A 19,062-nucleotide genomic window follows, 5' to 3' on the forward strand; every position below is an offset into this window, starting at 1 on the left:
ACCACCCTTCGTTCTACCGGGGTGCCCCGCCCTGTTACCGCGTTTGTGGGGCCCCCGCCTCCCCCCCCCACCCGCCCGGGGGGGGGGGGGGGGGGGGTGCGGGCCCGTGCGGGTGGGACGGGGCGCCGCCGAAATCGGCGCTCCGCGCCTCGTCCTCAAACGCCGGACGGGCTGGAAGGTGCGGGACGGGGTGAGAGGTTGCCGGGGCGGGCTGAGAGGTTGCTGAGGCGGGCTGAGGGTGCCGGGCTGTTGGGTGGTCTGGGGATAGATGGGGCGGGTGGGTGGGGGAGAGCCTCTCCGGCGTTTGAGGAGCGGGGGTCTGGGGGCGGAGCCCCCAGGTTCGGGAGCCCGGGGGCAGGGCTACTCGCGGATCTGGACCAGGGGTTCCTTGGTGAAGAGGGAGCCCAGGTGGGGGGCGTTGACTCGGCGGGAGGTGAGGCGGAGGGCTTCCCAGAGGGTTACCTGGTTGGCGGTGAGGACCGGTTTGCCGAGGGCCGCCTCCAGGGGCTGGATGTGGGCGGCGGTGTGGAGGGCGGTGTCGGGCAGGAGGACGGCGGCCGCGTCGGGGTGGTCGCCCGCGCGGGCGAGGGCGAGGACCTCGTCCCAGCCCCAGGTGCCGACCTCCGCGGCGGTGATGATGCCGCTGCCCCGCATGGCGACGACCTCGACCCCCGCCGACTTGAGGAAGGCGGAGAAGTGAAGGGCCACGTCCTCGGGATAGGTCGCGGCGATGGCGACGCGATCGACGCCGAGTTCACGTACCGCGTGGGCGAAGGCGAAGGACGTGGAGGAGGCGGGCAGCCCGGCGGCGCGGGCGAGCGCGCGGACCTGGTCGTGCGCCCCGTCCCAGCCGAAGACGAAGCTTCCGCTGGTACAGGCCCAGACGACGGCCTCCGCGCCGGTCAGGCGCAGTTCCTCGACCCCGGCGACGAGCCGCGCCGTCGAGCCCATCTCCAGGAGCGCGTCCACGCGGTGCGCGTCCTCGCCGATGTCCGTGTGCACGACGTGCAGGCGGATGTCCGAGTCGAGGAGTTGTTCCATGCGGGGGTAGTCGTCCTCGGCCGAGTGTCCGGGGTAGAGGAATCCGAGTGCGGTCAAGTCCAGCCTCCTTCGGTGGTCGGTCCTGCGGGCCCGGTGGGTTCCGCGGGCCCCGACGGCCCCCCGGGCGGGTCGGGCAGGCTGTCCGAGGGCGCCACGGCCGGCGGCACCGCGGGTGACACCGGTGGCTCGGCCAGCGCGTCGAGGGCACCGAAGTCCGCGGTGCCCGGCCGCGCGCCCGCGTTGATCAGCGCTTGGTAGGGCCCCACGGCTCGCGTACCCAGTCGGCGCAGGGACGACCACATCGTGACCTGGTTCGCCGAGATCACCGGCATCCGCAGCTCCGCCTCCAGCTGGGGGATGACGTCGTACGTGGGCAGGTTCGTACAGCTGATGAACAGCGCGTCGACGGTGCCGGACGCCGCCTGGCGCGCCATGTCGGCCACGTCCCGGTAGGGCACCTTCCAGATGTGCCGGGTGAGGCCCAGGTAGGCGCGGCCCACGACCGAGACGCCCGCCTCGGCCAGATACTCCTCCAGGGACTGGGTCACCGACCAGGTGTAGGGCGTGACCAGGGCGATCCGCCGCGCGTCCAGCTCGTCGAGCGCTTCGAGCAGGGCGCCGGACGTCGTCACCGAGCCGACCGAGCCCTCCCGCGACATGGCCTCGCACATCGCGCGCTCGCCCGCGATGCCGCCGACGAAACTGCCCGAGGTGCAGGCGTAGGCGAGGACTTCGGGTTCGGCGGCGGTGAGCGCGCGCACCGCCTCGGCCAGGGTCTCGTGCTCGCTGACCAGGCGGGCCAGGTCGAGGCTGACTTCGACGGGCACGTACGGCGTGCGCGTCAGATGCAGGGAGACCTCGTCCGGGACCCAGCGCCACAGCTCCCGGTCCAGGGCGAAGTCGAAGGGTGCGACGACACCGACACCGCGCTGAGGGTGTGGTCCGCCGAGGGTGGAAAAGGAAGTGACGTCCATGAGCAGGCCCTAAGTTCGTGCGTGCAGGGACAGGGCCGGCCGGGGGCCGGAAGTGGAGCTTGGCGGCGCGCGACGCGCCGGGACGTCGGGACGGGGGTGCGTGTGCGGCGAGCACACCGTGCGCGAGGGAAGGAGCACCCAGCGTGCTCGTCCCCTGTGATGGCGGAGCTGAACAGCTTCTGTTGACGAAGGTAGGTTGGGGTGCCAGCGTGGTCAATCCGCACATCTCAGACGGCTGAGAACGTCGGCCGCCGGGACGCTGCGGTGTCGTCCTGACGCTCTCCCAGGGAAGCGGGCTCTCGTTGCGAAACGGTTTCTCTGCCATGTCCGAAAGCGGTGGCTCCGGGAGCTCCGCGCGTGCCGGAAGCGGGGGCTTCGAGGGCGGGGCTTCCGGAAGCACGGCGCCCGGTGAGGGCGTGCCCCGGAGCACCGGGGCGCGGGCGGCGGGGCCCGCCGAGACCCTCGCGCCCCCCGCCGCCGCCTCCGCCACCTCCGCCACCTCCGCCACCTCCGCCTCTACTCACCCCACCGCCCCCACTGCCCGCACCGTCCCCACCACCCCCACCGTCCTGGTGCTCGACGCCCCCTCCCCCGCGCCCCCGCCCCGCCTCGGCTCCCTCACGGGGCGCGCCCGGGTGCTGCACGCCGACGAGGACTCCCTCGCGGACCGGCTGCCGGACGCCGACGTGCTCCTGGTGTGGGACTTCCTCTCGCACGCGGTGCGGCGCGCCTGGCCCGGAGAGGGCTCGCGGCCCGCCTGGGTGCACACCGCGAGCGCGGGCGTCGACCATCTGATGTGCCCCGAACTCGCCGCGTCCGACGCGGTGGTGACCAACGCGCGGGGCGTCTTCGACGAGCCGATCGCCGAGTACGTGGCCGCGCTCGTGCTCGCCATGGCCAAGGACCTGCCGCGCACCCTCGACCTCCAGCGGGAGCGGACCTGGCTGCACCGCGAGAGCCGGCGGATCGCGGGCACGCGCGCGTGCGTGGTGGGGTCGGGGCCGATCGGCCGCGCCGTCGCCCGCACCCTGAAGGCGCTCGGCATCGCCCCGGCGCTGGTCGGAAGGGCCGCGCGCGCCGGTGTGCACGGCCCGGAGGACCTCAACCGCCTGCTGGCGCGCGCCGACTGGGTGGTGTGCGCGGCGCCCCTGACGGACGACACCCGCGGCATGTTCGACGTCCGCCGCTTCGGCGTCATGCAGCCGTCGGCGCACTTCATCAACGTGGGCAGGGGTCAGCTCGTCGTCGAGGACGACCTCGCCGCCGCGCTGTCGAAGCGGTGGATCGCGGGTGCCGCGCTCGATGTGTTCGAGCGGGAGCCGCTGCCCGCGGACAGCCCGCTGTGGAGCGCTCCGGGCCTGATCGTCTCGCCGCACATGAGCGGCGACACGGTCGGCTGGCGGGACGAACTCGGCGCGCAGTTCGTGACGTTGTTCGGCCAGTGGGAGGCGGGTCGGCCGCTGACGAACGTGGTCGACAAGAAACGTGGGTATGTCCCTGGGCACTGATCGTCCGGCGCCCGCGCCGGGCACCGTCCGACCGGCGCCCGGCCGTCCTCGGCGCCCGCCCCGCCCCCGTCTCCCTGAGGAGCACGCATGACCGAGCTCACGGACCTCACCGCCGTACAACTCGTCGATGGCTACCGCAAGGGCGAATTCAGCCCCGTGGATGTCACCCGTGCGGTGCTGCGCAGGGCCGAGGAGATCCAGCCGGTCGTCAACGCGTTCGTACGTCTGGACCCGGAGGGGGCCCTCGCGGAGGCCGAGGAGAGCACGGAGCGATGGCGGCGCGGTGAGCCCGCCGGTCTGGTCGACGGGGTGCCGGTGACGGTGAAGGACATCCTGTTGCAGCGCGGCGCGCCGACCTTCCGGGGCTCCAAGTCCGTGTCGGAGGAAGGCCGTTGGGACGAGGACGCGCCGTCGGTGGCGCGGCTGCGCGAGCATGGCGCGGTGTTCGTCGGCAAGACGACGACGCCGGAGTTCGGCTGGAAGGGCGTGACGGACAGCCCCCGGCACGGCGTCACGCGCAATCCGCACGACCCCTCGCGCACCGCGGGCGGCTCCAGCGGCGGCAGCGCGGCGGCCGTGGCCCTCGGCGCGGGGCCGCTGTCGCTCGGCACGGACGGCGGCGGCTCGGTGCGTATCCCGGCGGCGTTCTGCGGGATCTTCGGGTTCAAGCCGACGTACGGCAGGGTGCCGCTGTATCCGGCGTCGGCGTTCGGCACGCTCGCGCACGTCGGGCCGATGACGCGGGACGCGGCCGACGCCGCCCTGATGATGGACGTGATCTCCGCTCCGGACGCGCGCGACTGGTCCCACCTCGGGCCGGTGGCGGGGAGCTTCCGGGACGGGCTCGACGGTGGGGTGCGGGGGTTGCGGGTCGCCTATTCGCCCTCGCTCGGCGGGCAGGTCGCGGTGCGGGCGCCGGTCGCGGCGGCCGTGCGGGGTGCGGTGGGGACGCTGGCCTCCCTCGGCGCGTACGTCGAGGAGGCCGATCCCGACTTCGCCGATCCCGTCGAGGCCTTCCACACCCTGTGGTTCAGCGGGGCCGCGCGGGTGGTGCAGCATCTGGCGCCCGAGCGGCGGGAGTTGCTCGATCCGGGGCTTCGGGAGGTCTGTGCGCAGGGGGCCCGGTTCAGTGCGCTCGACTATCTGGCGGCTGTCGATGTGCGGATGGGGCTGGGGCGGCGGATGGGGGTGTTCCACGAGACGTACGACGTGCTCGTGACGCCCACGCTGCCGCTCACCGCCTTCGAGGCGGGGGTGGAGGTGCCGGGGCGGTCCGGGTTCCGGCGGTGGACGGGGTGGACTCCGTTCACGTATCCGTTCAACCTGACGCAGCAGCCCGCTGCGACTGTGCCCTGTGGGGTGGACGGGGACGGGTTGCCGGTGGGGGTGCAGGTGGTGGGGGCCCGGCATGCGGACGCGTTGGTTCTTCGGGTTGCTCAGGCGTTGTACGGCGGGGGCGCTGCGCGGGGCATTCCCCAAGCCCGCCCCTAGACGCCGGACGGGCCGACTGCCCTCACGCTCTCCGGAAGTTCAGGCTCTCCCCCAGCGCCCCCGACCGCCACAGGTCGTTGCACGCCTCGGCCATCTCCTCCAGGCCCTCGACGATCTGGCCCCAGACGATGCCAGGGACCCAGCCCACGTCGGCGTTGATCAGGAGGTTGTTGCGTTCGTAGAAGAGGGCCAGGTCGACGATGGTGCCGCGTTGGTCCTGTTCGTAGCCGTAGGACTTGGTGCCCAGTTCTGTGCCGGTGAAGGTGAAATAGCACAGATCGCCGGGGATGGGGGTGATGGTGGGGTTTTCCAGAGGAGGCTCCTCGGGGGCGAAAGCCGGGAACAGGGCATAGATCTCGTTCCGGGCATACTTCGCATGGAACACCTCTCCGCCCAGGGGGAGCGCGTCCCAGACCGCCGCGCAGGTCACCGGGGCCCGGTCGTCGAGGAGCTTCGCCGTGGCCTGAACTCCCCGCTTGGCGAGGGAGACTTCGATGTATCGGTCTGCCATGCGTCCCATGGTCCCCTCCGGGCCGAGGCTCACGTCAAGTGCGCAACGATCGGATCAGGGGCCGAAATTCAACGGCATATCTCGTGTCGACTCGGGTAGCCGCGCGGCCATGGCTCCACCATCGAGGAACCCAAACAAGACAGAGCGCGCATCCGGCGTGCGCCGCAGATCCGTGCTCGCCTCCGCCGCCGTCCTGGGCGCGGGCGCGCTCGGCGCGACGGCGTGCAGCCGGGTGCCGACGGGCGACACGCTGGCCCGCCTGAAGTCGCAGGGCACGGTGCGGCTCGGCATCGCGGGCGAGGCCCCGTACGGCTACATCGACGACAAGGGCGACTTCACCGGTGAGGCGGTGGAGCTTGCGAAGATCATCTTCAAGCGGCTCGGCGTGGACGACGTGCAGCCCGTCGCCACCGATTTCAGCTCGCTGATCCCGGGACTGAAGACGCAGCAGTTCGATGTCGTGTCGGCCGGTATGTACATCAACAAAGAGCGCTGCCAGCAGGTGATCTTCTCCGATCCCGAGTACCAGATGCTGGACGCCTTCATCGTGCGCAAGGGCAACCCGAAGGGCCTGCACACCTACGCGGACGTGGTGAAGAAGAAGGCCAAGTTCGGGACCGGGACGGGCTACGCCGAGATCGCGTACGCCGTCGACGCCGGGTACAAGGAGAGCGACATCGTGATCCTCCAGGACCCGGTGGCGGGGCTCAACGCCGTCGAGGCCGGACGGATCGACGTCTTCGGCGGCACCGCGCTCACCGCGCGCGGCGTGGTGAAGAAGAGCCGCAAGGCCGAGGCCACCGAGGCGTTCGCGCCCATCGTCGACGGCAAGAAGCACGTCGACGGCGGCGGCTTCACCTTCCGCCCCAACGACACCGAGCTCCGCGACGCCTTCAACGTGGAGATCCACAAGATGAAGAAGAGCGGCGAGCTCTTCCGGGTGCTCAAGCGGTTCGGGTTCACCAAGGACGAGATGACCGAGCTGACCGCAGAGGAGCTGTGCAAATGACAGCGGGACTGTGGGAACACTGGGTCCTCCCGGGCATCTGGATCACCATCCAGCTCACGCTCTACAGCGCGGCGCTCGCGACGGCCGTGGCCTTCACCGTCGGCATCGCGCGCACGCACCATCTGCGGGTGGTGCGCTTCTTCGCCGGGTTCTACACCGAGATCTTCCGCGGCACCTCGGCGCTCGTGCTGATGTTCTGGATCTTCTTCGTCCTGCCGCAGCTCGCGGGCTGGGCGCTCGTCCCGATGTGGGCGGCGGTGCTCGCCCTGGGCCTGTCGTACGGTGCCTACGGTGCCGAGGTCGTCCGCGGCGCCCTGAACGCGGTGGCGCCGGCGCAGCGCGAGGCGGGGGTCGCGCTGAGCTTCACGCCGTGGCAGCGGATGCGGCTCATCCTGCTGCCGCAGGCCGTGCCGGAGATGATCCCGCCGTTCTCCAACCTGCTGATCGAGCTCCTGAAGGGCACCGCCCTGGTGTCGCTGCTCGGCATCGGTGACGTGTCCTTCGCCGCCTACCTGGTGCGGCTCGCCACCACCGAGAGCGCGGAGATCTACACGATCACGCTCGTCATCTACTTCGTGCTCGCGTTCCTGCTGACCCGCGGGATGCGGATCCTGGAGCGCCGGGCCAAGGCCGGGATCGGACAGCGGCCCGAGCCGGGCGTCGGCTTCATGCGCAGGCTGAGCCTTCGCCAGTCGACGGACGAGCTGACCAGCACGGTGAAGCAGAACGGGGGCGTCTCATGAACGACGGTACGGACAAGTGGGACTGGGGCGCCGTCTCCGACTTCATGCCGCACTTCTGGGACGGGCTGCTCGTCACCCTCCAGGTGCTCGCCCTCGGCTCGCTGATCTCGTTCGGGCTCGGTCTCGTCTGGGCGCTCGCGTTCCGGGCGCCGACGCGGTTCGTCCGCTGGCCGGTCGGGATCTTCACCGAGTTCATCCGCAACACGCCGCTCCTCGTGCAGCTCTTCTTCCTGTACTTCGTGCTGCCGGAGTGGGACATCCAGTACTCCGCGATGACCACCGGCACCATCGCGATCGGCCTGCACTACTCGACGTACACCGCGCAGGTGTACCGCGCGGGCATCGAGGCCGTGCCCGTCGGCCAGTGGGAGGCGGCCAAGGCGCTCAGCCTGTCGTACACGCGCACCTGGACCGCCGTGATCCTGCCGCAGGCGATCCGGCGCGTGATCCCCGCGCTCGGCAACTACGTCATCGCGATGCTCAAGGACACGCCGCTGCTCGCCAGCATCGGCGTCCTGGAACTCCTGCAGCGCTCGCGCCTCGAAGCCGCGCAGACCTTCCAGTACACCGAGGCCCTGACCGTCGTCGGTGTCGCCTTCATCCTCATCGCCTATCCGTCCTCCCTCCTCCTGCGAGCCCTGGAGCGCCGTCTTGTCCGCTGACACCAACCTCACCAAAGACCAGCCGAACCCGGCGGTGGACGGCAGCGAGCTGATCCGCTTCGACAAGGTGGTCAAGCGCTTCGGGTCCAACACGGTCCTGGACGAGCTGGACTTCTCCGTCGCGTCCGGCAAGCACGTCACCCTGATCGGCCCGTCCGGCTCCGGCAAGACGACGATCCTGCGCCTCCTCATGACCCTGCTCAAGCCGGACGAGGGCACGATCAAGGTCGGCGGGGAGTACCTGACGCACGAGGAGAAGAACGGCAAGCTCGTCCCGGCGGGCGAGAAGCACGTGCGCGAGGTCCGCAAGAACATCGGCATGGTCTTCCAGCAGTTCAACCTCTTCCCGAACATGAAGGTGCTGCGCAACATCACCGAGGCGCCCGTCACCGTGCTCGGCCTGTCCAAGGACGAGGCGGAGCAGCGGGCCAGGGACCTGCTCGACATGGTCGGCCTCGGTGACCGCTGCGACGCCTACCCGACGCAGCTCTCCGGCGGCCAGCAGCAGCGCGTCGCGATCGCCCGCGCCCTCGCGATGCGGCCGCAGGTGCTCCTCCTGGACGAGGTGACGTCCGCGCTCGACCCGGAGCTGGTGGCGGGCGTCCTGGACGTCCTGCGGGACATCGCGCACACCACCGACATCACGATGCTGTGCGTGACCCACGAGATGAACTTCGCCCGGGACATCTCCGACCAGGTGCTGATGTTCGACGCGGGCCGGGTGATCGAGTCCGGGCCGCCGGAGAAGATCTTCACCGAGCCCGAGCACGAGCGGACGCGGGGATTCCTGTCGGCGGTCCTCTGAGCACGTCGGCGCGTCGGCCGCCGCACTGGCCGGCGCACCGGGCGGCGCCATGAGCACGGCGCGCAACGCGTGAGGCCATGGCACCGACGCATTCACTTGGCATATGCCAGAGTGGCGCGTTCCTGTTCAGCTAGTCGGAAACGCGCCACTCTTGTGGCCAACACCCCCTCCCCATGGGGTATTTGGCGGTTATCGTGGACAGTGTCCAGCTGTCCGGAACCGTTCCATCTCAGGCTCAGGGATCAGGGAGAAGCCGTGGCGGTGCAGCGCGAGTCGACGACGGCCCACCAGTTGGTGCAGAACGCCCTGCGGGTGCTCGAGATCGTCGCGCGCCGGGGCACCGGCGTCACCGAGGAAGAGCTGACCCGGCGCACCACCCTGCCCGCCGCCCAGCTCGCCGCCCTCCTGCGCATGCTGCGCCGCGAGGGGTACGTCGAGCAGATCACCGACGGGGCGTACGTCACGGGCGTCTCGCTCACCCGCCTCGGCTCCGCCCACGACCGCGCCCTCGCACTCCGCGACAAGCTCCGGCACACCCTCGGGGGTCTGCGCGACTCCATCGGCGCCGCGGTCTACGTCAGCCGGTACGTGGACGGCGAGATCCGGGTCATAGACGTCGCCGACGGGCCGCGCACGCCGAAGGTCAACGAGTGGGTGGACTTCCGGGTCTCCGCGCACGCCAGCGCCGTCGGCAAGAGCCTGCTCGGCCAGCTCGACCTGGACGCCCGCCGGGACCATCTGTCCCGGCACAAGATGGCCCGCCTCACCTCGCGCACCATCACCAGCGAGCGCGTCCTGCTCCACAACCTCGACGCCCAGGCCGCCACGGTCCCCGTCCTCGACCTCCAGGAGTACGCGGTCGGCACGGTCTGCGCCGCCGTCCCCATCACCGCGGGCGCCACGGTCGGCTCCCTCGCCCTCTCCCTGCCCGTCGAACACGCCCACCGGCTGCGCGAGGCCGCGGACACCCTGAACCGGAGGGCCGCCCCGGTCCTGCTGTCCCTGGCGATCTAGCCGACTCCGACCGAGTCCAGGTCAGGTCCTGTCCGGGTCACGCGCCGGTCCGCCCCCGGTGATCCCCGGTGGTCCTGAGCACCCCTCGGGACCAGGTATTATTTTCGAGTCAGCAGGCGCCGCTAGCTCAGTTGGTTAGAGCAGCTGACTCTTAATCAGCGGGTCCGGGGTTCGAGTCCCTGGCGGCGCACAGACAGGCAAGGCCCCTCGTGATCACGAGGGGCCTTCGCTGTTGTCAGTGGAAACTCAGCGTCCGGTACACCGTCACGTTCCCCGCCAGTTCCTGGCAGTGCTGGGCCGCCGCTGTCAGCTTGGTGTGGCAGTCGGGTGCCGAGGTGTCCAGGAGGATGCCGAGGGCCGTGCCGCTGTGGCCGACCACGACGCCCAGGCCGCCCACGGACGCGCAGATGGCGATCATCGGCTCCAGGGACCACTTGTGCCGCAGGACCTGGTTCATCCGGGCGCTGGCCGTGGCGACCCGGCCGACCTCCGCGAGGTCGCGGCGGGCCACGGCGCGGGTGACGCGGTCCAGGAGCCGGGCGTACTCGCGCTTGTCGGCGGCGGTGAACGGCTTGGGGATGTTGTTGAAGTCGACTGTGTCCACCGAGCCGCCCTCGTCGACGCTGACCACCGCCATCGACGGCAGCGAGCCGAGCTTCGCGCGCAGCCGCACGCTGCGGTGGTGGAAGGCGACGACCGAGGGGTAGAGCACGCCGTCGGTGGGCTCGATCCTGGCGAGGTAGGTCTCGATGCGGCGCGGCGGCATGGGCTCGCGAAGGGCGTTGGCGACCGCGCGGGCCGTGGCCACCAGGTCGGCGGACGAGCTGGCGAGGCCCTTGCCCTCGGGCAGGGTGCTGTCGAGGGTGAGCAGGCCGCCGCCGGGGCGTCGCGCGTCCTCCATGATCATGGAGGTGAGGCGGAGCGCCTTCTTCTTGTGCGGCGGGACGACCGTCAACTCCTTCTCGCCAGGGTCGAGTTCGAAGCGGGCCATGGCCCAGCGGGCGACCGGCAGCGTCACCAGGAAGTCGCCGTCCCGCTCGGGCAGCACGCCCTGGAGCAGCTCCCCGAAGGTGCCGAAGGCCGCGCTGACGCCGACGGCCGCCACGCCGGGCGGGGCCGCGCCGGTCAACAGGTGTGCGTGCGTGGTCACGTGGTTCCTCCTTGCCCGGGCGGCCCGGCACGCAGCGCGGCCCGCACCGCCGCCGCCGCGTCCGCGGGGCGGGTACTGACGAAGTAGTGGCCTCCCAGAGGCAGTTCGTGGCTCGTGACGTGGTCGCTGACCGCCTTCCAGTCGAGGTGCGAGCGCGCGGAGCGGGCGGTGGCCGGGTCGTCGCGCGCGACGACGACGTCCAGGGGCGCCCGCACCCGGTGCGCGTCGGGGTCGGCGCGCACCCGCAGGAGGTGCGTGTGCGCGGCCTGGAGGTCGTGTCGGCACGCACGGGCCACGACCTCGGCGCGCTCCGGCTTGAGCGTGTCCAGCTCCACGTACGCGCCGCCCGCGCGGAGGCCGTCCAGGAGCGTGGCGTCGTCCGCCGAGGCGGCCAGGTCGGCCCGCGCGCGCAGGGTGTCGGGGTCGTCGAGGAGCTGGGCGCCGACGAGGACCCGCGCGACGGGGTGGCCCGCGGCCTCCAGGAGCCGGGCGGTCTCCAGGGCGGGCGCGGCGCCCGCCCCGTGCCCCCAGAGCAGGACGGGGCCGGTGGCGCGCGCGACCAGTTCGTCCCGTACGCGGCGGGCGAGTCCGGGGACGTCCGCGAGGGGGCCCGCGGCGCCCGCGAGGTCGTGTCCGGGCGGCTCCACGCCGAGGACGGCGATGCCATCGCCCTCCAACTCAGCGGCGAGCGCGCGGTAGTTGACGGCGTTCCCGCCCTCGTACGGGAAGCAGACCAGGGTGTGGCGGGGATTGCGGACCAGGGACAGCTCCTGGAGCAGGCCGCCGCCCGGGGCCCTGGTGCCGTCGACGGCGGCGGCCAGGTCTGCGAGGACCGGGTGGGCGGTCAGCCGGGCGAGGGAGAGGGCGCCGTCGAGGTGGACGAGGAGGCGTACCGAAGCGAGGGACGTGCCGCCCAGCTCGAAGAAGCTGTCGGTGCGGCCGATCCGCTCAAGGGGTACGCCGAGGACCTCCGCCCACAGCATGGCGAGCCGCCGTTCGGTGGCGGTGGCGGGCGCGGTGTGCGGGGCGCCGCCGTGGCCGAGGGTCCCGGCGAGAGCGACCAGGGCGGGCTTGTCGGCCTTTCCGTTGCCGGTGCGGGGCAGTCGCCGCAGCTGGTGGACGTAGGCGGGCACCATGTAGTCGGGCAGGCGGGCGGCGAGGTGGTCGCGGACCCGGTCGGCGGGCAGCGGTCCCGGGCCGCTGACGAAGGCGGCGAGGTGGCGCGGGGCGCCGGTGCCCTCGCGCGGGCCGCCGACGGCACCGGTGTCACCGACGTGCGGGGTGCCGCCGTCGACGACCACGGCGGCCTCGCGGACGCCCGGCATCGCCGTCAACCGGTGCTCGATCTCGCCGAGTTCGATGCGGTAGCCGCGGATCTTGACCTGTTCGTCGTGGCGGCCCAGGTACTCGATGCGCCCGTCGGGCAGCCAGCGTCCGAAGTCACCGGTGCGGTACATCCGGGCGCCCGCGCGGAACGGGTCGGCCACGAAGGCCTGCCGGGTGCGCTCCTCGTCGCCCACGTAGCCGCGGCCGACGCACACGCCGGAGAAGGCGATCTCGCCGGTCGAGCCCAGCGGCACGAGGTCCAGGTTCGCGTCGAGGACGTACGGGTTGACGTTGCGCAGCGGGCGGCCGAGCGGCACGAAGTCGCGCTCGGGCACGGCGTCGAGCACCTCATGCACCGTGTCGTCGCAGACCTCGGTGGCTCCGTAGGCGTTGACGAGCCGGATGTGCGGGTACAGCGCGAACCACCGCCGGACCAGGCCGAGGCCCAGCGCCTCCCCCGTCACCGACAGGACGCGCAGGGCGCCGAGCGGGCGCGGCGGCCCGCTCTCCAGGTGGGTGAGCAGGACTTCCAGGTACGAGGGGACGACCTGCGCGACGGTGATGCCGCCGTCGACGACCTCGTCCAGGAAGCCGTCCACGCCCAGCTGTTCCGCGGTGTCGACGATATGGACGGCGGCGCCGGTGAGCAGGGGCGCGGCGAACTGCCAGAGGGAGATGTCGAAGCTCTGGGAGGCGGTCTGGGCGACGACTTGGCCGCTCCCGCCGCCCCCGCCGCCTCCGCCGTCCGGGTCCGCGAGCCCCATGGCGTCGATCTTCGCCTGAAGGTGGTTGAGCAGCCCGGCGTGCTCGCACAGGGCGCCCTTGGGGGTGCCGGTGGAGCCGGAGGTGAAGTAGATGTAGGCGGCCCGGCCGGGGGTCACGGTGACGTCGGGGGCGCGATCGGGGCCGCCTGCGGCGAGGATGCCGGGGACCGGGAGGATCCGCGGTGCGGTGGGGGTGTCCGGTGCCGCGAGGGTGTTCGGTGTGGGAGGGGTTTCTGGCGCGGCTGGGGTGTCCGGCCCGGGAGGGGTGCCCGGCCCGGCAGGGGTGCCCGGCCCGGCAGGGGCGTCCGGCCCGGCAGGGGCGTCCGGCCCGGCAGGGGCGTCCGGCCCCACGCGCACGTCCGACCCCGCGACTGCGCCCGGCGCCGCAAGGGCCTCCGGCACGGCAGGAGCCTCCGGCCCGACAAGTGTGTCCGGCGCGGCCAAGGCACCCGGCCCCGTGAGCACGTCCGGCCCCATGAGCACGTCCGGCCCAGCTGGAGCATCCCGTTCCGCGAGGGCCTCCGGACCCTCCAGCACGACGGCCACCGCCTCCCGCGCGGGCCCCTCGCCGTCCACGTCGGTGAGCGCGAACGCGGCGCCGCTGCGGGTGAGCAGAGCCGCGATGTGCTCGACGGGGAAGTCGGGGCGCACCGGCAGATAGACGCCGCCCGCCTTGAAGACGCCGAGCGCTGCGGCGATCCAGTCGGGGCTGCGCTCCATGACGACGGCCACCACGCCCTCGGCCGCCAGGCCCGCCGCGAGCAGCGCGTGGGCGACGGCGTCGGCGCTCCGGTCCAGCTCCCGGTACGTCAGCCGACGCTTTCCGTGGACGACGGCGAGCGCGTCGGGGTGGGTTCGCACCCGGTCCTGGAAGACGTCCACGAACGTCCGCGTCGCCAACTGCGCGCGCGGGCCCGCGAATTCGTACAGCTGGGTCTCCGTCTCGCGCGCCGAGAGCAGGCTCTGCCGGTCGTGGCGCGCGGCCGGGTCGGCTGCGAGGAGGCGCAGGGCCGCGAGGTGGTATCCGGCGACGCGTTCGGCGTACGAGGCGTCGAGTGCGGTCGTGTCGTGGGTGACGCGCAGGGCGAGCCCGCCGTCCGCGTCCGGGGCGAAGCGCACGCGCAGGACGGTGCCGTCGGGCAGGTCGGCGTCCGCCCGGTCCCGCCCCGACAGGTCGAGGGTGACCTCGGGGCGGACCCGGCCGCGGTAGGTCGTCGCCCCGGCCGCGCCCGCGATCAGCTCGGCCCAGGTCGAGTCGGGCACGGCCAGGCGCAACGGGCCCTGGAACGCGGCCTGTTCGTGCGGTACGTAGCCGATGAGCAGGTCGCGTTCGTTGGTGAGGGTCGCCAGGACCCGGGCGTGGGCGGCGAGCAGCAGGGCGGGCAGCGTGGCGCCCAGGCCGGTGGCGGTGCGCTCCAGGGCCCGGGTGACGTCGGCGGGCAGCCGGGCCGTGCGGGTGCCGGTGCCGGGCCTGCCTCCGGGCAGGGCGGTCCAGCGGGGGATCCTGGTGGCGGGTTCACCGGCGGGCTCCCTGGCCAGACGCTCGGAGGGCCCTTGGGTCGCTTCGTACGTCGGGGCGCGCTTCGGGTCGTATTTCGGGGTGCGCTCTGGGTCGTCTGTCAGGGCTCGCTTCGGTTCGTGTGTCAGGACGTGCTTCGGGTCCTGCGTCGAGACGTGCTTCGGGTCGTACGTCGGGACGCACTCTGGGTCGTGCGTCAGGGCGCGCTTCGGGGCGTGCTCCGGTGCGGCCTTCGCCTCGTGGTCGGTCATCGGTCCCCCTCCGCGGCCTCGCCGAGTTCGACGTCGATTCTGCGCGTCGCGTCCCGCGCGTGCCGCGCCGCCGCCTCGGGGTCGGGCCCTGTGGCCACGACGCACGCCAGGCGGTCCAGGAAGGAGTGCGTGACGCGTACGTCCCTGCCGACGGCGGTGCTGACGGTCGCCGCGACGACCCCGGGCGCGGCCAGCGCGTCCGACAGCCCCTCGACCGCCGTGACCCGCCCCTCCCCCGCCGCCCGCAGGAAGCGGACGGCGGCGTGCCCGGCGCCGGTCCCGGCCGCGGCGGGCGCGAGGCCCGACGCGCGCGCGATCACCGCGTCGACCAGGTCCACGCCGGTGGCTGCCCGGACGGCGACGGGGATCATGCCGCCCGCGAGCCTCGGGTTGACCTCGATCACGACGGGTCCCCGCGCGGTCAGGCGCAGTTCGGTGTGGGCCGCGCCCCAGCCGAGGCCGAGGGCGGTGAGCGCCCGCAGCGCGGTGGCGGCGAGGTCGGCCGCCGTGTCCTCGGGGACGGGCGCGGGTACGTCGTGCCCGGTCTCCACGAAGTACGGCTCGGCCCCGACGTGCTTGGCGACGACCGCGACCACCCGGTCGTCCAGGGTCTCCACGGAGAACTCCGGGCCCTGGACGGCCTGTTCGACCAGGATGCGGGCGGGGACGGGGGCGCCGCGTTCGTCGGTGGCCCGCTCCAGGAGGCGGCCGGCCCAGGCGCGGGTCTCCGCGGGGTCGCGGCACAGCCGCACGCCGACGGAGCCGGAGCCGCTGACCGGCTTGAGGACCACCGGGAACCCGGTCTCCTCGGCGGCCCGGACCGCGTCGGCCACGGTGCGGGCCTCGGCGAACGCCGGGACCGGCACCCCGTGGGCCGCGAGCGCGGCCCGCTGGGTGCCCTTGTCACGGCAGCGAGCGACGGCGTCCCCGTCGGCGGCGGGCAGGCCGAGCTTGGCCGCCGCGCGGGCGGCCGTCGCCACGAAGTACTCGGAGCTGGAGGCGACTCCGGCGAGCCCTGGGGCAGGTCCGGCGGCCCCGCGACTCCCGCGTACGGCGCCTCCGGCGCCCCCGTCACCCCCACGAGCAGCACCCCCATCACCCCCACTCCCGGCGCCCTCGGCGAGCTCCCCGCACGCCTCCACCACCGCCGTCAGGTCCCCTGTGTCCACGATCCGTACGTCGACGGCGTCCTCGGCTACGTACGGATAGCGCGCCGGGTCCCGGGTCAGGAGCACGGGCCTGAGGCCGCGTGCCCGGGCCGCGGCGCAGAACTCGCGGCCCGTGCCGGTGGTGTTGCTCTCGACGAACGCGAGGAACGCGCCCTGGCTCATCCCGAACCTCCTGTGGCTTCCCCGGATCCGGCAGCCGCCGGTGCCCCGGGCCCGTACCGTCCGACGACCTCCGCCACGGCCGCCGCGAGCGCGCCGTCGGCGTCCCGCAGCCGGTCCCGGCAGGCCGTGCCCCAGTCGGCGTGGGCGCCGAGCCGTCGGCGCAGCGCGGCCACGACCTGGTCGCATTCGCCGGGGCCGCCGCCACGGTCGTGGTCGGCGACCACGGCGGCGAGCGGGGGGAGCGTCCCGCCGAGGCCGGGGTGGCCGTCGGGCGGGGTGATGTCGGTGAGTTCGGCGGCGCCGGAGTCGACGGCGGCGCGGACGGCGGCGCCCACGGCGTGGTGGGCGGTGCGGAACGGGACGCCTTGGGCGACCAGGCGGTTGGCGATCGCCGTGGCGGTCACGAAGCCCTCCTTGGCGCGCTGTTCCATCCGGGCGGGCACCGGCCGCGCCCCCGTGACCAGGACCTGGGTCAGGAGCACGGAGTCCCGCACGGCGGCGAGGGCGGGCCACACCACGGCGACGGCCTCCGTGCCGACCTCGATGGAGTTGGTGAACGGCGTCGACTTCATCGCGGACGCCGACGCGGTCCAGGCGCCGACGGCCGCGGCGGCCTTGGCCTTCACATGCTCCAGGAGGAACGCGTTCCGTTTCTGTGGCATGGCTGAGCTGCCGCCGACGAGCCGCTCCGGGAACTCCACGAAGCCGAACTCCTGCGTGGACCACAGCTGCAGGTCGGTGGCGAGCCGGCTCAGGGTCACCCCGGCCGACGCGGCCGCGGCGAGCGCCCGCAGCGCGGTGTCACGGGCGGCCACCGCGTCCGTGGCGTGCAGCGGCGGACCCGCGAAGCCGAGCAGGGCCGCGGTGCGCGCGGGCCGGATCGGCAGGTCGGTGCCCGCCACCGCGCCCGCGCCGAGCGGACAGCGGCGGCCCAGCTCGTCGACGGTGTGCCGAAGGCCCGCGATGTCCCGGTCGAGTGCGGTGGCGAGGCCCGCGAGGTAGTAGCCGTAGGTGACGGGCATCGCGGGCTGGAAGTGGGTGTACACGGGCATGACCACGTCCCGGTGGACGCGGGCCCGGGACAGCAGGGCCGCCTGGAGGCGGAGCAACTGGCTGAGCAGCTCCAGGAGTTCGCCGCGCAGCCGCATCGCCGTGACGGTGGCCTTCAGGTCGTTGCGGGAGCGCCCGGTGTGCAGCTTGCCGCCGACGTCCGCGCCGAGCTCGGCGACGAGGTGTCCCTCGTACATGAGGTAGAGCCCGCGCGGCGCCGGTGCGCCCACGAGGTCACGGAAGCCGTCGGCCCGCAGGCGGCCGACGCGGTCCAGGAGGGCCGCGGCGGCGGGGCCGGGGAGCAGTCCGCTCTCGGTGAGCATCACGACGTGCGCGAGGTCGACGGTGCTGGTGAGGTCCAGTTCGGCGCGGATGTCGGTGGGGGTCGGCTCGCCGTAGACGACGCGGCGGGTGCGGGGGCCGAGGACGGCGGTGAGGCGGCCGGTGCCGGGGGGCGGAGGCGGATTCGGGGCCGGGGACGGGGCAGGGGGCGGATTCGGGCCCGAGGTCGGGACTTGGGGCGGATTCGGGCCCGAGGGCAGGACCTGGGGCGGATTCGGGGCTTGGGGGGTCTCAAGGGTCCGGGACTGTTCCGGGGGCGGGGCCGCCGGGTCCGGGGCTCGGGACGGCTCCGGGGCCGCGGTGGACGCCGGGGCGCCGAGCGGTGGGGCCGTCACGACAGGACCTGTTCCGCGCGGTCGCGGGCCGCCGGGCGCGGCACCACGCCGGGCACGTCCTCGTAGCCGCGGCGGTTCCACGCGAACCGGGTCCAGGCCTCGCCCGCCTCGTCGGGCGAGGCGACGGTCACGGGTTCGGCGTCGGGGCGCGGGTCGAGGACGTACCCGTTGTCCGCGAGCCAGGCGTCGTCGTACACCGTGGCCTGATAGCGGTAGCCCTCGTCCGGCATCATCACCACGCACAGCTTGTCCGGGTTGCGCCGGGCCCACCACTGCGCGACGAGGTAGGCGGCGCCGCTGGTCGGCCCCTGGAACAGGGCGTGCTGGGCGTGCAGGGCGCGGGTGTGCGCGTACGCCTCCTCGGCGGCGCACCAGTGGACCTCGTCGAAGACGCCGTGGTCGAGGTTGGCGGGCCACAGGCTGTTGCCGAGTCCGCGCAGCGAGCGCGGCCCGTCGTCCTGGCCGAACAGCACACTGCTGTGCGTGTCGACGCCGATGGCGAGGGTGTCCGGGTCGTGCGCGCGCAGGCCGCGCGCGGTGCCGCACATCGAGCCGCCCGAGCCGACGGGGCCCACCAGGCAGTCCACCGCGCCGAGCGTGCGGATCAGCTGCTCGGAGACCCGCTCGTAGGAACGGGGGTTGTCGGGGTTGGTGTACTGCTCGGGGCAGAACGTCGAGGGCAGCGCGGCGCGGATCTCCGCGAGCCGCCGCAGCCTGGCCTCCTGGAAGCCGCCGACGGCGGCGGGCTCCCGGCAGATCTCGACCTTCGCGCCGAGGTCGCTGAGCCTGCGGTACAGGTTCGCGTCGATGGCCGGGTCGCTGACCAGGATCAGCTCGCGCTCGGTCAGCGCGGCCTGCATGGCGAGGGCGAGGCCGAAGGTACCGGACGTGGTCTCGACGATCACCGTGTTGTGGTGCAACTCGCCGCGCTCGCGCGCGCGTTGGAGGATGAAGTGGGCGGGCAGCAGCTTCATCAGGGTGAAGACCGCGCCGTAGAGATTGGGGCCGATCCGCACGAGGCGCGGCATCATCTGCGCCTCGGTGATCGAGTGGTACGTCGGGGGGGTCACCGGCATGGGAGCTCCCTGGGAATCGGGGTGGTGCTGGTCGGTGCGGCGGCGGGCGGAGCCCACGGGGTGGGCGGCGGAGCCCGAGAGGCGGATGGCGAGCGCGCCACGGGGGACGCGGGCCGGGCTCCGCGGGAGGCCGGCGCTGAGGCGGTGCCTCTCCTTCGGT

The 19,062-nt window shown here is 73.3% G+C and carries 15 protein-coding genes and 1 tRNA gene; 8 read left to right on the top strand and 8 right to left on the bottom strand.

All coding sequences use genetic code 11. The annotated features are described in order from the left end of the window. Window positions 1–360 precede the first annotated feature (360 nt). Entirely contained in the window at window positions 361–1,098 is a 738-nt protein-coding gene (locus ACFVHO_RS08920) for a decarboxylase (protein WP_385711677.1), read from the bottom strand. Next, window positions 1,095–2,015: a decarboxylase gene (locus tag ACFVHO_RS08925; protein ID WP_385711679.1), complete on the bottom strand. Its 921-nt coding sequence runs from the start codon at window positions 2,013–2,015 to the stop codon at window positions 1,095–1,097. Before ACFVHO_RS08925 ends, ACFVHO_RS08920 begins: the two co-directional genes overlap by 4 nt. 572 nt (window positions 2,016–2,587) lie before the next feature. On the opposite strand from ACFVHO_RS08925, the gene ACFVHO_RS08930 reads away from it, so the two are divergent. Further along, window positions 2,588–3,523: a D-2-hydroxyacid dehydrogenase gene (locus ACFVHO_RS08930; RefSeq protein WP_385711845.1), complete on the top strand. Its 936-nt coding sequence runs from the start codon at window positions 2,588–2,590 to the stop codon at window positions 3,521–3,523. Between the two features lie 87 nt (window positions 3,524–3,610). After that, window positions 3,611–5,014, top strand: a complete 1,404-nt coding sequence (locus tag ACFVHO_RS08935; RefSeq protein ID WP_385711681.1) for an amidase — start codon at window positions 3,611–3,613, stop codon at window positions 5,012–5,014. 22 nt (window positions 5,015–5,036) lie between these two features. On the opposite strand, the gene ACFVHO_RS08940 is transcribed toward ACFVHO_RS08935, so the two are convergent. Next, a complete protein-coding gene (locus ACFVHO_RS08940) occupies window positions 5,037–5,525 on the bottom strand; it encodes a DUF3830 family protein (RefSeq protein WP_385711683.1) in 489 nt (162 codons plus the stop codon). 109 nt (window positions 5,526–5,634) lie between these two features. Between ACFVHO_RS08940 and ehuB the strand changes: the two genes are divergently transcribed. The 6 genes from ehuB to ACFVHO_RS08970 all read left to right on the top strand — a co-directional run bounded on the left by ehuB (window position 5,635) and on the right by ACFVHO_RS08970 (window position 9,948). Further along, on the top strand, window positions 5,635–6,534 hold the full coding sequence (ehuB, locus tag ACFVHO_RS08945; protein WP_385711685.1) for an ectoine/hydroxyectoine ABC transporter substrate-binding protein EhuB: 900 nt from the start codon (window positions 5,635–5,637) through the stop codon (window positions 6,532–6,534). After that, entirely contained in the window at window positions 6,531–7,277 is a 747-nt protein-coding gene (gene ehuC, locus ACFVHO_RS08950; protein ID WP_385711687.1) for an ectoine/hydroxyectoine ABC transporter permease subunit EhuC, read from the top strand. Before ehuB ends, ehuC begins: the two co-directional genes overlap by 4 nt. Then, a complete protein-coding gene (gene ehuD, locus ACFVHO_RS08955) occupies window positions 7,274–7,939 on the top strand; it encodes an ectoine/hydroxyectoine ABC transporter permease subunit EhuD (protein ID WP_385711689.1) in 666 nt (221 codons plus the stop codon). The genes ehuC and ehuD overlap by 4 nt, the downstream gene beginning before the upstream one ends. Next, window positions 7,929–8,744, top strand: coding sequence for an ectoine/hydroxyectoine ABC transporter ATP-binding protein EhuA (ehuA, locus tag ACFVHO_RS08960; protein ID WP_385711691.1), 816 nt, complete (start codon window positions 7,929–7,931; stop codon window positions 8,742–8,744). Before ehuD ends, ehuA begins: the two co-directional genes overlap by 11 nt. A gap of 255 nt (window positions 8,745–8,999) precedes the next feature. Then, complete coding sequence (locus tag ACFVHO_RS08965; protein ID WP_385711693.1) at window positions 9,000–9,758, top strand: IclR family transcriptional regulator; 759 nt, start codon at window positions 9,000–9,002, stop codon at window positions 9,756–9,758. Between the two features lie 116 nt (window positions 9,759–9,874). Continuing rightward, window positions 9,875–9,948, top strand: a tRNA-Lys gene (locus tag ACFVHO_RS08970). 45 nt (window positions 9,949–9,993) lie between these two features. Here the strand turns inward: ACFVHO_RS08970 and ACFVHO_RS08975 are convergent. Genes ACFVHO_RS08975 through ACFVHO_RS08995 form a run of 5 tightly spaced genes read right to left on the bottom strand, consistent with a single transcriptional unit; the run spans window position 9,994 to window position 18,902 of the window. Next, on the bottom strand, window positions 9,994–10,908 hold the full coding sequence (locus ACFVHO_RS08975) for a kinase (protein WP_385711695.1): 915 nt from the start codon (window positions 10,906–10,908) through the stop codon (window positions 9,994–9,996). After that, window positions 10,905–14,768, bottom strand: a complete 3,864-nt coding sequence (locus tag ACFVHO_RS08980; RefSeq protein ID WP_385711697.1) for an AMP-binding protein — start codon at window positions 14,766–14,768, stop codon at window positions 10,905–10,907. The genes ACFVHO_RS08975 and ACFVHO_RS08980 overlap by 4 nt, the downstream gene beginning before the upstream one ends. After that, on the bottom strand, window positions 14,765–16,099 hold the full coding sequence (locus tag ACFVHO_RS08985) for an ATP-grasp domain-containing protein (protein ID WP_385711699.1): 1,335 nt from the start codon (window positions 16,097–16,099) through the stop codon (window positions 14,765–14,767). The genes ACFVHO_RS08980 and ACFVHO_RS08985 overlap by 4 nt, the downstream gene beginning before the upstream one ends. Next, window positions 16,096–17,826: an argininosuccinate lyase gene (gene argH, locus ACFVHO_RS08990; protein ID WP_385711701.1), complete on the bottom strand. Its 1,731-nt coding sequence runs from the start codon at window positions 17,824–17,826 to the stop codon at window positions 16,096–16,098. The genes ACFVHO_RS08985 and argH overlap by 4 nt, the downstream gene beginning before the upstream one ends. Then, entirely contained in the window at window positions 17,823–18,902 is a 1,080-nt protein-coding gene (locus tag ACFVHO_RS08995; RefSeq protein WP_385711702.1) for a cysteine synthase family protein, read from the bottom strand. The genes argH and ACFVHO_RS08995 overlap by 4 nt, the downstream gene beginning before the upstream one ends. Between the last annotated feature and the right edge of the window lie 160 nt (window positions 18,903–19,062).

This window comes from Streptomyces sp. NPDC127108 (assembly GCF_042677545.1).
Classification (GTDB): Bacteria; Actinomycetota; Actinomycetes; order Streptomycetales; family Streptomycetaceae; genus Streptomyces.

Excerpts from the sequence above, each read along its gene's own strand:
- ACFVHO_RS08935 (WP_385711681.1), top strand. The coding sequence starts at position 3,611 with ATGACCGAGCTCACGGACCTCACCGCCGTACAACTCGTCGATGGCTAC.
- ACFVHO_RS08980 (WP_385711697.1), bottom strand. The coding sequence starts at position 14,768 with ATGACCGACCACGAGGCGAAGGCCGCACCGGAGCACGCCCCGAAGCGC.
- ACFVHO_RS08985 (WP_385711699.1), bottom strand. The coding sequence starts at position 16,099 with ATGAGCCAGGGCGCGTTCCTCGCGTTCGTCGAGAGCAACACCACCGGC.
- ACFVHO_RS08940 (WP_385711683.1), bottom strand. The coding sequence starts at position 5,525 with ATGGCAGACCGATACATCGAAGTCTCCCTCGCCAAGCGGGGAGTTCAG.
- ehuB (WP_385711685.1), top strand. The coding sequence starts at position 5,635 with ATGGCTCCACCATCGAGGAACCCAAACAAGACAGAGCGCGCATCCGGC.
- ehuC (WP_385711687.1), top strand. The coding sequence starts at position 6,531 with ATGACAGCGGGACTGTGGGAACACTGGGTCCTCCCGGGCATCTGGATC.
- ehuD (WP_385711689.1), top strand. The coding sequence starts at position 7,274 with ATGAACGACGGTACGGACAAGTGGGACTGGGGCGCCGTCTCCGACTTC.
- ACFVHO_RS08995 (WP_385711702.1), bottom strand. The coding sequence starts at position 18,902 with ATGCCGGTGACCCCCCCGACGTACCACTCGATCACCGAGGCGCAGATG.
- ACFVHO_RS08925 (WP_385711679.1), bottom strand. The coding sequence starts at position 2,015 with ATGGACGTCACTTCCTTTTCCACCCTCGGCGGACCACACCCTCAGCGC.